At 61.0% G+C, this 15,698-nt stretch carries 13 protein-coding genes; 5 read left to right on the plus strand and 8 right to left on the minus strand.

Annotation, left to right across the window (positions count from 1 at the left end):
• Positions 1–53: 53 nt before the first annotated feature.
• The 8 genes from rpsA to mtnA all read right to left on the minus strand — a co-directional run bounded on the left by rpsA (position 54) and on the right by mtnA (position 11,287).
• A complete protein-coding gene (rpsA, locus tag J2T60_RS04505) occupies positions 54–1,733 on the minus strand; it encodes a 30S ribosomal protein S1 (RefSeq protein WP_253445986.1) in 1,680 nt (559 codons plus the stop codon).
• Positions 1,734–1,872: 139 nt separating this feature from the next.
• Entirely contained in the window at positions 1,873–2,559 is a 687-nt protein-coding gene (gene cmk / locus J2T60_RS04510; protein ID WP_253447637.1) for a (d)CMP kinase, read from the minus strand.
• Positions 2,560–2,564: 5 nt separating this feature from the next.
• A complete protein-coding gene (aroA, locus tag J2T60_RS04515) occupies positions 2,565–3,866 on the minus strand; it encodes a 3-phosphoshikimate 1-carboxyvinyltransferase (protein WP_374728482.1) in 1,302 nt (433 codons plus the stop codon).
• Positions 3,867–3,880: 14 nt separating this feature from the next.
• Positions 3,881–5,008 carry a histidinol-phosphate transaminase gene (gene hisC / locus J2T60_RS04520; protein ID WP_253445993.1) on the minus strand — a complete coding sequence of 376 codons (1,128 nt, stop codon included), beginning with the start codon at positions 5,006–5,008 and terminating at the stop codon, positions 3,881–3,883.
• Positions 5,009–5,068: 60 nt separating this feature from the next.
• The gene (locus J2T60_RS04525) at positions 5,069–6,250 is read right to left on the minus strand and encodes a phosphoglycerate dehydrogenase (protein ID WP_253445997.1); all 1,182 of its coding nucleotides are present in this window, start codon (positions 6,248–6,250) and stop codon (positions 5,069–5,071) included.
• A 9-nt stretch (positions 6,251–6,259) separates the two neighbouring features.
• Positions 6,260–7,342, minus strand: a complete 1,083-nt coding sequence (gene serC, locus J2T60_RS04530; RefSeq protein WP_253446000.1) for a 3-phosphoserine/phosphohydroxythreonine transaminase — start codon at positions 7,340–7,342, stop codon at positions 6,260–6,262.
• A 131-nt stretch (positions 7,343–7,473) separates the two neighbouring features.
• Positions 7,474–10,047 (minus strand): DNA gyrase subunit A, encoded by a 2,574-nt coding sequence (gene gyrA / locus J2T60_RS04535; RefSeq protein ID WP_253446003.1) that lies wholly within the window; start codon positions 10,045–10,047, stop codon positions 7,474–7,476.
• 187 nt (positions 10,048–10,234) lie between these two features.
• The gene (mtnA, locus tag J2T60_RS04540; protein WP_253446006.1) at positions 10,235–11,287 is read right to left on the minus strand and encodes an S-methyl-5-thioribose-1-phosphate isomerase; all 1,053 of its coding nucleotides are present in this window, start codon (positions 11,285–11,287) and stop codon (positions 10,235–10,237) included.
• A 97-nt stretch (positions 11,288–11,384) separates the two neighbouring features.
• On the opposite strand from mtnA, the gene J2T60_RS04545 reads away from it, so the two are divergent.
• The 5 genes from J2T60_RS04545 (at position 11,385) to J2T60_RS04565 (ending at position 15,689) form a co-directional block, all read left to right on the plus strand.
• The gene (locus J2T60_RS04545; RefSeq protein ID WP_253446009.1) at positions 11,385–12,038 is read left to right on the plus strand and encodes a DUF3047 domain-containing protein; all 654 of its coding nucleotides are present in this window, start codon (positions 11,385–11,387) and stop codon (positions 12,036–12,038) included.
• Between the two features lie 70 nt (positions 12,039–12,108).
• Complete coding sequence (locus tag J2T60_RS04550) at positions 12,109–12,939, plus strand: mechanosensitive ion channel family protein (RefSeq protein WP_253446012.1); 831 nt, start codon at positions 12,109–12,111, stop codon at positions 12,937–12,939.
• The gene (locus tag J2T60_RS04555; protein WP_253446015.1) at positions 12,939–14,294 is read left to right on the plus strand and encodes a TRZ/ATZ family hydrolase; all 1,356 of its coding nucleotides are present in this window, start codon (positions 12,939–12,941) and stop codon (positions 14,292–14,294) included. Before J2T60_RS04550 ends, J2T60_RS04555 begins: the two co-directional genes overlap by 1 nt.
• Positions 14,287–15,000: a bifunctional 2-polyprenyl-6-hydroxyphenol methylase/3-demethylubiquinol 3-O-methyltransferase UbiG gene (gene ubiG, locus J2T60_RS04560; protein WP_253446018.1), complete on the plus strand. Its 714-nt coding sequence runs from the start codon at positions 14,287–14,289 to the stop codon at positions 14,998–15,000. Before J2T60_RS04555 ends, ubiG begins: the two co-directional genes overlap by 8 nt.
• Positions 14,997–15,689 carry an HAD family hydrolase gene (locus tag J2T60_RS04565; protein ID WP_253446021.1) on the plus strand — a complete coding sequence of 231 codons (693 nt, stop codon included), beginning with the start codon at positions 14,997–14,999 and terminating at the stop codon, positions 15,687–15,689. Before ubiG ends, J2T60_RS04565 begins: the two co-directional genes overlap by 4 nt.
• The last annotated feature ends 9 nt before the right edge of the window (positions 15,690–15,698 follow it).

The raw sequence follows: 15,698 nt of genomic DNA on the forward strand, positions 1-15,698 counted from the left end.
AATCCCGGGCCGGCACACCTTGAGAACAAGCTCAGCTAGCTGATGATTCAGCCTTATTTGTTTTCGAGCTGTTCTTTCAGCAGATCACCCAGGCTGGTGGTACCACCACTGCCCTGCGGGGTCTCGTCGGAGTACTGCTTGACCGCCTTGCGCTCTTCCTGCTCGTCCTTGGCCTTGACGGACAGGCTGATGATACGGGTCTTGCGATCGATGCCGACAATACGAGCTTCAATCGCATCACCCTCGTTGAGAACGCTGCGGGCGTCTTCGACTTTCTCCCGGGACAATTCGGAAGCACGCAGATAACCTTCCTGCTCTTCCGGCAGATCCACGATGGCACCCTTGGCGTCCACTTCGCGAATCGTTCCCTTAATCATGCTGCCCTTGGGATAATCGGCCAGGAAAGCACCCAGCGGGTCCTTGTCCATTTGCTTGATACCCAGGGAGATCCGTTCGCGCTCGGGGTCCACGGAAAGCACCACGGCTTCCACTTCGTCACCCTTTTTGAAGTCACGAATAACCTCTTCCCCGGACTGATCCCAGGAAATATCGGACAGGTGAACCAGACCGTCGATGCCGCCTTCAAGACCCACGAAGATACCGAAGTCCGTGATGGACTTGATCTTGCCGGTGATCTTGTCGCCCTTGTTATGGGTGGCGGCGAATTCGTCCCAGGGGTTGGGCTTGCACTGCTTCATACCCAGGGAGATCCGACGACGCTCTTCGTCGATATCCAGGACCATGACCTCGACCTCATCACCCACCTGGCAGATCTTGCCGGGGTTGATGTTCTTGTTGGTCCAGTCCATTTCGGACACGTGCACCAGGCCTTCCACGCCTTCCTCGATTTCCACGAAGGAACCGTAATCGGCCAGGTTGGTCACCTTGCCGTAAATACGGGCACCCACCGGATAACGGGTGGCGATCTGAACCCAGGGATCTTCGCCGAGCTGCTTGAGGCCCAGGGATACGCGCATGCGCTCCCGGTCGAACTTGAGCACCTTCACTTCGATCTCGTCGCCCACATTCACCACCTCGGAGGGGTGGCTGACGCGGCGCCAGGCCATGTCGGTGATGTGCAGCAGGCCATCGATGCCGCCCAGGTCCACGAAGGCGCCATAGTCGGTCAGGTTCTTGACGATACCCTTGGTGACCAGGCCTTCCTGAAGCTCTTCCAGCAGCTTCTCGCGCTCTTCCTTGTACTCTTCTTCCACCACGGCGCGGCGGGAAACCACCACGTTGTTGCGGCGACGGTCGAGCTTGATGACCTTGAATTCCAGTTCCTTGCCTTCCAGGTAGGTGGGATCGCGCACGGGGCGCACATCAACCAGGGAACCCGGCAAGAAGGCGCGGATGTTTTCCAGATCCACGGTAAAGCCGCCCTTGACCTTGCCACTGAGGTGGCCATGGACAATCTCGCCGGCGTCGTACGCCGCTTCGAGCTTGGTCCAGGTACGGGCACGCTTGGCTTTTTCGCGAGAGAGGCGGGTTTCACCAAAACCGTCTTCCACGGCGTCCAGGGCAACTTCAACTTCATCACCCTCGACCACTTCCAGTTCACCGTCTTCATTCCGGAATTGGTGGGCCGGAATCACGCCTTCGGATTTCAGACCGGCGTTGACGATAACGAAGTCATCACGGATTTCCACCACCGTGGCGTGGATGATGGAACCGGGCTGCATCTGCTCTGCAGCAATACTCTGTTCAAACAGCTCAGCAAAACTTTCGGACATGTGCTTATCTTCCCGTGCCGATATCGGCAGCTATTGCGCCGTCACAGGCAATCCCGCCCGTGCCGGGGTTTGGTTAATCGAATCTGACGTCCTGTCTGATTCGTCCAGTTGAATGCAAAAAACAGCGCCCACCGCAAAACTACGGCCTGGCACCGATCCTCTCTTCAACCAATTTCATGACCCGATCAAAAACTTCTCCGATGCTGATCTCGGTCGTATCGATCAGGACGGCATCGTCTGCGGGTTTCAATGGGGAAGCGTTTCTTTCCGCATCCCGCTGGTCCCGCTCGGCGATGGCCGATTCAAGCTCGCTGAGATTAGCATCAATCCCTTTCTCTTTCAACTGCTTATGGCGTCGGCGGGCTCGCTCGGCCGGACTGGCCGTAAGAAAGATTTTTACGGGCGCCTGCGGGAAGATCGTGGTCCCCATGTCCCGCCCGTCAGCCACCAGGCCTGGAGCCTGGGCAAAACGCCGTTGCAGGGCCAGCAAGCCCCGCCGTGCACCAGCTAGTGAAGCCACCCGGGAGGCCCGACCACCACACTCCTCGGTGCGGATCTGGTCGCTCACGTCGCGGCCATCGAGAATCACCCGCTGCAACCCCTCGCGGCCCTTAAACTGCACATCCAGTTCCGCGGCCATGGCCTCCAGGCGGGCTTCATCATCCACTGCCACGTCGGCTTCTTCACTGGCCAGGGCCAGCACGCGATACAGGGCCCCGCTGTCCAGCAAGTGCCAGCCCAGCCTTTCCGCCAGCAAACTGGCCGTGGTGCCTTTCCCAACCCCGCTGGGCCCGTCCAGGGTCACCACGGGGGCGGATTCCGTCATTCTCGTCATCCCGACTGCTCCAGATTCATGCCCAGCGCCCGACAATGGGCCGGAAACTCAGGAAACGATGTCGCCACATTGGCCACATCCTCAATCACTACGCCCTCCCCGGCTTCGGCGGAGGCCGCCAGCATGGCCAGGCTCATGGCGATGCGATGGTCACCCCAGGAGCGCACCACCGCCGGCTGGATTCGGCCCCCGACCACACTCAGCCCGTCCTCACGGGTGGTCACCGCCAGGCCCAGGCGCTCCAGCCCCTCGGCCATGGCGGCAAGACGATCGCTTTCCTTCACGCGTAATTCCGTCGCGCCGTGAATCTCGGTGCGGCCCTCGGCCTGGGCGGCGGCAATCAAGAGTGCGGGGATTTCATCCACTGCCAACACCACATCCTCGGCACCCACCCGGATGGCCTTCAAGACCGCGCCTTCGACGTTTATGTCCGCCACCGGCTCGCCGCCGATCTCGCGACGATTCTCGATCTGCAATCGAGCCCCCATGCGTTCCAGCAGTCGCAGAATGCCGTATCGGGTTGGATTAACCCCCACGGCCTCAACCCGGAGCTGCGCTCCAGGGCGGGCTGCGGCGGCGGCCAGGGCAAAGGCGGCCGATGACAAGTCTCCGGGCACCGCTACATCGCCGCCTCGTGGGCGCCCCGGTTGCACGACCAAGCGGCCTGAAACCACATCCACTTGAGCGCCCAATCCGTTCAGCATGCGCTCACTGTGGTCTCGGCTGGGCCCGGGCTCGGTGAGCCGGGTTTCTCCCTCGGCAAACAAACCGGCCAGCATCAAAGCCGACTTCACCTGGGCACTGGCTACCGGCAGAACATAGTCAATGCCATGCAAACCGGGGTGAGCCCCAATATTCAGGGGCGGTTTCCCTTCATCGGCGGAGATGGCAGCCCCCATCATCCTCAAGGGATTCACCACCCGCCCCATGGGACGCCGACAGAGAGACGCATCCCCGCTCAGGGTGGCGCTGATGCCAGCCCCGGCCAGCACCCCGGTCAGCAGGCGCATCCCGGTTCCCGAATTGCCCATGTCCAGGGGTTCGTCCGGCGAGACCAAGCCCTGATCCGGCCAGCCGGCGAGCTGATAGTCACCCGGGCCGAGCTGATCAATGCTTGCCCCCAATCGACGAAGTGCCGCCAGCGTGCGCAGGCAATCCTCGGATTCCAGCAGCCCGGTGACCCGCCCGCCCTGTTGGGAGAGGGCCAGAAACAAAAGGGCCCGGTGGGAAATCGACTTGTCGCCGGGCACCTGACACTGGCCCGACAGGGGCGGCGACGGTCGGATTCGCCAATCCAGGGTACCCAAGGCGCTTATTTCCCGCCCATCACGGCATCAAAGGCCTGGAAGAAGCGCTGATTTTCTCCCGGCAACCCTACCGATACCCGAACGTGGTTGGGCAGACCGTAACCATCCAAGGGACGCACGATCACGCCCTGCTCCAGCAGCTTCTGGAATACTTCCCGGCCGGGCTCGCGGGTATCCACGGTGACAAAGTTGCACACCGAGGGAATGGTGGCGTAACCCCGTTCCTTGAGACCGGCCTCCATCTTGGCCCGCTCTTCGCGGTTCATTTCGATGGATTTGCGGATATGATCCTTATCCCCCAGGGCCGCAGTGGCGGCCACCTGGCCCAGGGTGTTGGGATGAAAAGCCAGCCGAACCCGGTTGAGCAGATCCGTGATCTGCTCACTGGCCAGGGCATAGCCCACACGAATCCCCGCCAGGCCGTAGGCCTTGGAGAAGGTCCGCATCACCAAGAGATTAGGGTACTGGGAAAGCAGGGTCTGACCATCAGGGTATTCGGCCTCTTCCACGTATTCGAAATAGGCCTCATCCAGCACCACCAGCACATCCTCCGGCACCTTTTTCAGAAAGGCTTCCATGTCCGCCCGCTTGATCCAGGTCCCGGTGGGGTTGTTGGGGTTGGCGATAAACACCACCCGGGTACTGTCGTCGATCTGCTTGGCCATGGCTTCAAGATCATGGCCATAGGGCATCTCGGGGTGGTCCTCGGGCAGCGCTTCGGCCACCCGCAACTCGGCCCCCGCCGCCTGGCTGACAATGGCATAGATGGCGAAACCGTAGCGGGAGAATACAGCCGAACGACCCTCACCCAGAAAGACCCGGGCGATCAGCTCCAGGATGTGATCCGAGCCGGTGCCCAGAGTAATCTGCTCCGCCTTGACGCCGTGCTTCTCGCACAGGGCCCGCTTGAGATCGAAACCATTGCCGTCCGGATAAAGCGCCAGATCCCGCAGGGCCGACTCCATGGCCGCTTGGGCCTTGGGGCTGGGCCCCATGGGATTCTCATTGGAGGCCAGCTTGATGATGTCATCCAGGCCCAGCTCCCGCTGAAGCTCGCTGATGGGCTTGCCCGCTTCATAGGGCTTGAGACTCCGCACGCCGGGAACGGCGCGCTCCACAAAATTGGCAGCCATGCTTACTCCCGATTCAACTGTGAGCTAAAAATAAAGAAGTGACCAATCCGGCCCGGCCAACTAGGCCCCCACATCCGGTATCCGACGCACCCGCAGTACCCCATCGATGGCCTGGATGGCCGCTTGCACGCGGTCGGGCACCGGCCCATCCACGTCGATCAGGGTGTAGGCCAAATCCCCCTTGGATCGATTGAGCAGGTCCACGATATTCAACCCGGCCTCGGCCAGGGTGGTCCCCACCTGCCCCACCATATTGGGCACATTGGCATTGGCCACGGCGAGCCGGGGCCCGTCGGTGCGCGGCATGATCACTTCCGGAAAATTCACGGAATGGCGAATGTTACCGTTTTCGAGAAAATCTCGCAGGTTATTGACCACCATGACCGCCGAATTCGCCTCCGCCTCGACGGTTGAAGCCCCCAAATGGGGCAAGGACAGCACCCGTTCCACGCCTTGCAGTTCGGGATGGGGGAAGTCGGTGACATAAACCGATAAACGGCCTTTGCCCAGAACCTCCAGGAGCGCTGCCCGGTCCACCAGACCATCCCGGGCAAAGTTCAGCAGCAGGGCATCGTCCTTCATCACCCGCAGTCGATCGGCATTGATCAGGCCGCGGGTGGCCTCGATCAGGGGAACATGAAGGCTGACCACATCGGATTCGGCCAACAGGGCTTCCAGATTCGGGGCCTGACGCACGTCAGAGGACAGGCGCCAGGCATGCTCGACAGTCAGCCCCGGATCGAAACCAATCACTTCCATGCCCAGACCCCGGGCAGCATTGGCCACCTGGCCGCCTATGGCCCCGAGGCCTACCACACCCAGCCGACGGCCGGGTAGTTCATGACCGACGAAGCGTTTCTTGCCTCCTTCCACGGCTCGCTCAAAATCCGGGCTTGAAGGGTCCAGTTCGTCCACAAAGACCAATGCCTGCTTGAGATGACGAAAACCCAGCAGCATGCCCGCCAGCACCAATTCCTTCACCGCATTGGCATTGGCGCCGGGTGCATTGAATACCGGCACGCCTCGTTCCGAAAGTGAGGTCACGGGGATATTGTTGACCCCGGCCCCCGCCCGGGCAACGCCCTGGACGGTCTCGGGTAAGGGTACTTCATGCAGATTGGCTGAACGCAGCAAAATGCCGTCCGGCGAGGCAATATCCGGCGCGACCTGGTAGAGGGACTGGGGGAAAGCCTGCAGGCCCGACGGGGCAATCTGATTGTAGGTACGAATTTGAAATGCCATGCATGGTCCTCAGCCGTAGCGGCGCTCGAAATCGTTCATGAAACCCACCAGGGCTTTAACCCCTTCCAGGGGCATGGCGTTATAGATACTGGCACGCAGCCCACCGATCGCACGATGCCCGCCAAGATTCAGCAGCCCAGCCTCGGCTGCTTCCTGCTTGAAGCGCCCTTCCAGCTGGGGATCGGCCAGAAAGAAAGGCACATTCATCAATGAGCGGCATTCCGCCGCCACCGGATTGCGATAGAAGTCCGAATCATCGATCGCCTGATAAAGCAGCCCGGCCTTGACCCGATTACGCTCGGCCATCACCGCCAGTCCACCCTGCTCTTTCAGCCACTGGAAGACCAAACCGGCCACGTACCAGGCAAAGGTAGGCGGGGTATTGAGCATGGAGCCGGCCTGGGCCTGGGCCCGCAAATCCATCAATGAGGGCGTGTCTTCCCGGGCACCGGTGAGCAAGTCGTCCCGAACGATGACCAGGCAGAGACCGGCCGGACCGATGTTCTTCTGGGCCCCCGCATAGATCAGCCCGTAATCCCGCACATCCAGAGGCTCAGAGAGAATGGCCGAAGAATAATCGGCCACCAGGGGCCGACCCCCAGTCTCCGGCAGTTCGGGGAATCGCAGGCCGTGAATCGTTTCATTCGGGGTAATGTGAACATAGTCGGCCGCCGGGTCCATACGGTATTCTCCGGCCTCGGGGACACGACTAAAACCGCGGGGCTCGCAGTCCCCGGCCACATTGACCCTGCAATAGCGACGGGCTTCGGCAATGGCCTTGCCGGACCAGTGGCCACTGTGGATATAGTCGGCCCGACCACTTCCATTGGCCAGATTGAGTGGCAGTGTGGCAAACAAGGCCGTGGCCCCGCCCTGGAGGAACAGCACCCGGTAGTCATCCGGAACGTCCAGCAAATCACGCAGATCCGCTTCGGTGGCTTGGGCGATGGCCTGAAACGCCGTCCCCCGGTGGCTCATTTCCATGGCGGACATGCCACTGCCATTGGTATCCGGCAGTTCCTCGGCAATCCGCTCCATCACCGCGGTGGGTAGCATGGCGGGACCGGCACTGAAATTCCAGGCACGTGTCATGACTTGATTTCCCCCTAGGTTGCTACTGCCTTGAATGAAGGACTGATCATGCAATAAAAAACGGTCCTTGCACCAGCAAGGACCGCTTATATGAAGTATTAATCTATCCGGGTGGAAGGTAGCGGGTACTTTTACTCCTCTTCGCCCGTGGCTTCCTCAGCGTCATCCTCATCCCCATTCAGGGCTTCGATGCGCTCAACACCGACCAGTTTTTCATCCTTGCCCAGACGAATCAGCCGCACACCCTGAGTGTTACGGCCCACCACGGAAATGTCATCGACGCGGGTTCGAACCAATGTTCCGCCGTTACTGATCAACATGATTTCATGCTCATCGGAAACCAGCTGGGCACCCACCACGGCACCATTGCGCTTGGAAGTCTGAATCGACTTGACCCCCTGGCCGCCTCGGCCCTGGACCGAATATTCCGATACCGGCGTACGCTTGCCATAACCGTATTCCGTGGCGGTGAGCACCTGACAGTCTTCGCTGGCGATCTGCAGGCTGACTACGGCCTCGTCCTTGGGCAGCTTGATGCCCCGAACACCGGATGCCGTACGACCCATGGTGCGAACATCAGATTCCTTGAAACGGATGGCCTTGCCATTGGTCCCGAAGAGCATGATATCGGCGGCCCCATCGGTAATCGCCGCCCCCACCAGGGCATCGTCATCCTTGAGACCCACGGCGATAATGCCGCTGGCCCGCGGACGGGAGAACTGCTCAAGCGAGGTCTTTTTCACCACACCGCTGCTGGTGGCCATGAATACATAATGATCCGGGTCATATTCCCGCACCGGCAACACGGTGGTAATCCGCTCTCCCTGCTCCAGGGGCAGGAGATTGACAATGGGCTTGCCACGGGCACCGCGACCCGCCTGGGGAATCTGATAGACCTTCAGCCAGTACACCTTGCCGTGACTGGAGAAGCACAGCATGGTGTCGTGGGTGTTAGCGATGAAGAGCTTGTCGATGAAGTCTTCATCCTTCACCTGGGTGGCGGCCTTGCCACGACCACCCCGGCGCTGGGCACGGTAGGCATCCAGTGGCTGGGATTTCACATAGCCCGCATGGGACAGGGTCACCACCACATCTTCCTCGCTGATCAGGTCCTCCATGGACAGATCACTGTGGTTGACCTGAATCTCGGTGAGGCGCTTGTCACCATACTGCTCGCGAATGGCTTCCAGTTCTTCCTGAATCACTTCCACCAGCCGGTCTTCGCTATTCAGGATTTCACGCAGATCCTCGATGCGCTCCAGCAGTTCCTTGTACTCGTTGAGGATCTTGTCCTGCTCGAGACCGGTCAGGCGATGCAGCTTCAGGTCCAGGATGGCCTGAGCCTGGGTTTCGGTGAGCTGGTATTCCCCATCAACCAGACCAAACTGGTCGCCCAGACCTTCAGGACGAGAGGCGGTGGCACCCGCCCGTTCCAGCATGTCCATCACGATACCCGGCGACCAGCTGCGCTCCACCAGGGCGGCCCGGGCCTCGGAGGGTCCGGCGGATTTCTTGATCAACTCGATCACCGGATCGATATTGGCCAAGGCCACAGCCAGGCCTTCCAGCACATGGGCCCGCTCACGGGCCTTGCGCAGGTCGAAGATGGTGCGGCGAATGACCACTTCCCGGCGATGGCGGATGAAGGCTTCCAGCACCTGCTTGAGGTTCATCAGGCGGGGCTGGCTGTCCACCAGGGCCACCATATTGATGCCGAACACCTGCTGCATCTGAGTCATCTGATACAGATTATTCAGCACCACATCAGCCACTTCACCACGGCGAAGCTCAATTACCATGCGCATGCCATCCTTGTCGGATTCATCGCGCAGATTCGTGATGCCTTCGATCTTCTTGTCCTTGACCAGCTCGGCAATTTTTTCCAGCAGACGAGCCTTATTCACCTGATAGGGCAGCTCATGGACCACGATGGTCTGCTTGCCGTTTTTCTCATCGGTCTCAATCGCCGTTCGGGCACGGATATAGATCCGGCCACGGCCAGTCCGGTAGGCCTCGTGAATACCCCGGGCACCGTTGATGATGCCGGCAGTGGGGAAATCCGGGCCGGGAATGTATTCCATCAAGCCGTCAATGCTGATGTCCGGATCCTGCAACAGGGCAATACAGCCGCTGATCACCTCGGTGAGATTGTGGGGTGGAATATTGGTCGCCATGCCCACGGCGATCCCGGAGGAACCATTGACCAGCAGACTGGGGAGCTTGGTGGGCAGCACCATGGGCTCCCACTCGGATTCATCATAGTTGGGGATGAAATCAACGGTTTCCTTATCGATGTCCGCCAGCATCTCATGGGCGATCTTGGACATGCGCACTTCGGTGTAACGCATGGCCGCCGGAGCGTCACCATCAATGGAACCGAAGTTGCCCTGGCCGTCCACCAGGGTGTAGCGCATGGAGAAGGGCTGCGCCATGCGCACAATGGCATCGTAAACGGCGGAATCACCATGGGGGTGATACTTACCGATCACATCCCCCACCACACGGGCCGATTTCTTGTAGGACTTATTGAAGTCGTTACCCAGCACCTTCTGGGCAAACATGACCCGTCGATGAACGGGCTTGAGGCCGTCCCGCACATCCGGCAGGGCCCGTCCCACGATTACGCTCATGGCGTAATCCAGGTAGGACTGGCGCATTTCGTCTTCCAGATTCACATTCGAGATTTCGCGTGCGATATCGGCCATTGGGCTGGCTCGCTCCCCGGTTGTTCAACACGGTGACAGACGGGCACCGATCATCCCGACCGATGCCCGATGGCGCCCGACCGAACTGCTCCGGGCCGCCTCAGGCAAAACATCAATCTTACCACAGCTGCCATCGTCGTGGGCCCTTCACCGCTCGCCCAGAAACGTCAGGCCGGTCCGATCCGGACTATGAATGACCACTCCCCGAATCGCTACGCTCCAATAGCGCCATACCCTGCCCGTTCATGGGACTGGCTATCCCCTCTTCCGTCACAATCGCCGTTACCAGTTCGGCCGGGGTGATGTCGAATGCGGGGTTATGGGTCGTGATGCCGGCCATGGGCTTATCCAGGCCGGCGGCCCACCAGATCTCATCCGCCGACCGGTTCTCGATAGGAATATCACTCCCCTTAAGCAGCGCCGAATCCACCGTGCTGCCCGGCGCAGCCACGATAAAGGGAATCTCATGGGCACGGGCGCAGACCGCCAGCATGTAGCTGCCGATCTTGTTGGCCACATCGCCACGCCGGGTGATGCGATCCGCACCGATCACCACCGCATCGATCTCTCCCGCCCCCATCAGGCTTGCGGCGGCACTGTCCACCAACAGCGTCGCCGCAATCCCTTCCTGGGAGAGCTCCCAGGCCGTCAGTCGGCTGCCCTGCAGCCAGGGCCGGGTTTCCGTGGCATAGACCCCCGCCAGCAGCCCCTGGGACCAGGCGCTGCGAATAATCCCCAGGGCCGTGCCATGCCCGCCGGTGGCCAGCGCCCCCGTATTGCAATGGGTCAGCACGCGGCTGCCCTTGGGCAAAAGGCGCGCCCCCAGCTCGCCGATGCGCTGATTGGCAGCCAAATCCTCACGCTCGATGCGGGCCGCCTCTACTTCACAGGCCTCGGCCAGCGCCTGGGAATCCGATGCGGTATCGGCCAGCCCGCGCATGCGACCCAGTGCCCAGGCCAGATTGACGGCCGTGGGCCGTGCCCGGCCCAGATTCTGCAGGGCCGACTGGAAGCAGGCTCGCCAGTCTGTTTCCCCAGCAGCGGCTCGGGCTGCCAGCACAGCCCCCCAGGCCCCGGCAATGCCAATGGCAGGCGCCCCCCGCACCGCCATGCAGTGGATGGCCTCGCTGACCGATTCAGGGGAATCACAATCCAGCCATTCCGAGCGGGCCGGCAACTGCCTTTGGTCAAGGACGCGAAGCACGCCCTGCGCGGACTGCCAATCCAAGGGTTTCAACATGGGACACTCTAGCTGCAACAATGGGGGCATCATGGTAACGCAGCCTGCGGGGGGACGTCCCCCTGCTCCAGGCTTTCAAACAGGAAGTTGTCCCGTCATGCCGAAAACCCCGTATCTGCCCTGGTTCTTCGCCTTGCTCGGCCTCTGCCCCATCGCTCAGGCCGAGACCACCACTGAGGGTCTGACGTTCAGTCCCGAAGACATCATTCAGTGGCAAGTAGAGCGTTTCGATGGTGAAACCGAATACCGCTTGGTAGAAGTGGACGGTCGCCAGGCGATCCATGCCCGCTGTGACAATGCTGCCTCGGCGCTGTATCTGGAGCAGACCATCGATCTGAACGAGACGCCGGTTCTGGAATGGGAGTGGCGCGTGGCCAGCACCTTCGGTGAGGACATCGATGAAACGGTAAAGGAAGGCGATGACTACCCCGCCCGAGTCTATGCCGTGATGGATGGCGGCTGGCGGCGCTGGCGAACCCGGGCGGTCAATTATGTCTGGGCCAGTCAGCAGGCGGCAGGTGAACACTGGCCCAATGCCTACACGGATTCGGTGGTCATGCTGGCGCTGCGGTCGGGCGATGACCAGGCCGGCAATTGGCAACAGGAACGGCGGAACCTCAAGGAGGATTTCAAGCGTTTCCATGACCTGGAGATATCGACCATCGACGGCCTGGCCATCATGAGCGATTGTGACGACCAAGAAACCACCATCGAAGCCTGGTATGGAAGCCTTCGCCTGCTTCCCGAGTAAAGCCGGTGCCGCAAGCCTTTGTTATAGTGGCGGTCCGAGGAAAAATAATACCTAAAACCGGAGTGACCCTATGGAAGACGTGACCGAGGTTCTGACCCGCCCCGATCTCATCGAAATGCTCATCACCTGGGGCGCACGCCTGGCCATCGCCATCGTCATCTTCATTGTTGGCCGATGGCTGGCCAAGCTGGTGGGCCGTCAGCTGGAGAATGCTCTGAACCGGGCCCACTTGGACCCCACCCTCTCCCAGTTCGGCGGTACCATCGCCACGGCTCTGATTACCATCATTGCCGTCATCGCTGCTCTAACCCATCTTGGCGTGCAGGTTACTTCCCTGGTTGCCATTCTCGGTGCCGCAACTCTGGCCATTGGCCTGGCCATGCGTGATTCCCTATCCAACTTTGCGGCCGGCGCCATGCTCATGACCTACCGCCCCTTCAAGGCGGGTGATTTCGTGGAAATTGGTGGCCAGACCGGGGTAGCAGAAACCGTAGGCATCTTCCACACCCGGATTCGCACCACCACTAACCAGGAAATCACCATTCCCAACTCGCGAATCTACGGGGATGTGATTACCAATTATTCCGCCCGGGACCGCCGCCGCATCGATGTGACCGTGGGCATCAGCTATGACGATGACATCGCCCAGGCCAAACAGCTAATCCGGGACGTAATGAGCGAAGACGAGCGACTCCACAAGGAACCTGAGCCGATTATCTGGGTCGGCGACATGGCCGATAGCAGCATCGACCTCTGGGTGAAAGTCTGGACCGACCTGGACCCCTTCTGGGATGCCCGCAGCGACTTGCTGGAAAACATCAAGCGGCGATTCGACCAGGAAGGGATTACCATTCCCTATCCCCAGCGGGATGTGCACCTCTACCAACAGGGTGATGCCTGATGCGTGAAGCGGTAGACCTGCTGATTGAAGCCGGCTGGGTGGTCCCGGTGGAGCCGGAAGGCTGGATATTGACCGAGCACACCGTGGCGGTCCGGGACGGCAGGATCGAAGGGATCCTGCCCTGGGCCGAAGCCCGGGAGCAGTATCAGGCCGAGGAAGTGGTACAGCTTCCGAACCATATGGTGACTGCGGGTCTGGTCAATGCCCACACCCATTCCGCCATGAGTCTGCTCCGGGGCTTTGCCGATGACCTGCCCCTGATGACCTGGCTCAACGAGCATATATGGCCGGCGGAAGGTGCCTTCGTGGGCCCGGATTTCGTCCGCGACGGCACCGAACTGGCCATTGCCGAAATGCTCCGGGGCGGGACCACCTGCTTCAATGACATGTACTTCTTTCCGGATGTGGTGGCGCGCACGGCCAGCCGGGCCGGCATGCGGGCCTCGGTAGGCATGATCCTGATCGAGTTCCCCTCGGCCTGGGCGGAAAAACCGGAGGAGTACCTGAGCAAGGGCCTTCAGGTTCGGGATGACTTCAAGGCCGACCCCCTGATCAGTTTTGTCTTCGCCCCCCATGCGCCCTATACCGTCTCGGATGCGAGCCTGGAGCGCATGCGCGGCTACGCCGACGAACTGGACACGCCCATTCACATGCACCTGCATGAAACCGCCCAAGAGGTGGAAGATGCCGTCCGCGAGCAAGGTGAACGCCCCATTGCCCGCATGGCTCGCCTGGGCTTGCTGTCTCCGTCCATGATGGCGGTCCACATGACCCAGCTTAGCGATGAAGAGATCAGGCTCATCTCGGAATGCGGTGCATCCGTCCTCCACTGCCCCGAATCCAACCTCAAACTGGCCAGCGGCTTCTGCCCGGTGGCCAGGCTCCAGGAAGCCGGGGTTAATCTGGGGCTGGGCACCGATGGGGCGGCCAGCAATAACGACTTGGACATGATCGGCGAGATGAGAACCGCTGCGCTGCTGGCCAAAACCGTGGCCGGAGACGCCTCCGCCCTGCCCGCAGGCCGGGTGCTGACCATGGCCACGCTGGGTGGCGCCCAGGCCCTGGGCCTGGATCATGCCATCGGCTCCCTGAAGAAGGGGAAATGGGCGGATATCATGGCGGTGGACATGCAACATTTCGCCACCCAGCCGGTTTACAATCCCGTCTCTCAGCTGGTTTACGCAGCCAGCCGGGACCAGGTGAGCGATGTCTGGGTGGCCGGACGGCGATTGCTACAGAACGGTCGCCTGACGGAAATGGACGAATCGGCCATTCAGCGTAAAACTCGTGACTGGGCGGCGCGGATCAGCCGCCACCGGGACCAGGCCATGCCGGAGCAGAGCCATAATGACTGAGCATTCCGAAAACGTTGATCAGGGGGAAATTGGCAAATTCGAGGCCCACGCCTCCCGTTGGTGGGACCCCCAGGGTGAATTCCGCACTCTGCACGAGATCAACCCCCTGCGAGTGGATTATATCGCCCGGCGCTACGGCGACCTGCAGGGTGTTCGTACCTTGGACGTGGGCTGCGGCGGTGGCTTGCTCTGCGAAGGCCTGGCCGAACGCGGTGCCGATGTCACGGGGATTGATCTCGGCCAAACCGCCCTGTCGGTGGCCGATCTGCACCTGCTGGAATCCGGCCTGAAGGTGGAATACCTGCGCCGCAGCGTGGAAGCCCATGCCGAGGAACGGCCGAGTGAATACCAGCTGGTAACGTGCTTGGAAATGATAGAGCACGTGCCGGATCCCGCCTCCGTGGTGGCGGCCTGCGCCCGTCTGCTCCGCCCCGGTGGCCAGATTGTCTTTTCCACCATCAACCGCACCCCCAAGGCTTGGCTGATGGCCATTGTGGGTGCCGAATACGTGTTGAACCTGCTCCCCCGGGGCACCCATGAATACGACAAGTTCATCCGACCCTCCGAACTACGGCGCTGGGCAGCGGAGAATGGATTGGTCCATCAGGACAGCTGCGGGCTGCACTACAACCCTTTGAGCCGGGAGTACCGCATGGGTGGCAATGTGGACGTGAATTACTTCATGCATTTCGAGAAAAACCAATGAGTATTTGCGCTCTGCTGCTGGACCTGGATGGCACCCTGGCGGATACCGCCCCCGATCTGGGCGGTGCATTGAATGAGATTCGGGCACAACGGGGCTACCCGGCTCTGGCGGCGGAGGTGATCCGCCCGGTGGCATCCAACGGGGCTAGGGGCTTACTCAAGGTGGGCTTTGACCTGGCCCCCGAACACCCGGATTACGAGGACTTGCGCGAGGCCCTGCTGGCCGCTTACATTCAGCGGATCGCCCAGAAAACCCGGCTTTTCGATGGCATGGCCAAACTCCTGAAACAGCTTCAAGACCGGGATGTTGTCTGGGGCGTGGTCACCAACAAACCCGCCTGGCTCACCGACCCCTTGATGGAAGCGTTGGCAGTAAATCCGGCAGCCGCCTGCATCGTCAGTGGCGATACGGTCAGTCGATCAAAACCCCATCCCGAGCCATTGCTGCATGCAGCAACAATCATCGGCTGCCAGCCACAAGAATGTATCTACGTGGGTGACGCCCCCCGCGACATCCAGGCTGCTCAGGCCGCCGGCATGGTGCCCCTGGCCGCCGCCTGGGGCTATCTCCCTCCTGCCCCGCCCATTGAGGGCTGGGGGGCCATGGAGGTAATACCGGACCCGGCGGCTTTGAGTGACTGGCTGCTTGCCCGCTTGGCGGACCACGATAAAACCATGAGTGCTTCCTGATGCCCGGCA

Origin of the sequence: Natronospira proteinivora (assembly GCF_024170465.1) — a bacterium.
Classification (GTDB): Bacteria; Pseudomonadota; Gammaproteobacteria; order Natronospirales; family Natronospiraceae; genus Natronospira; species Natronospira proteinivora.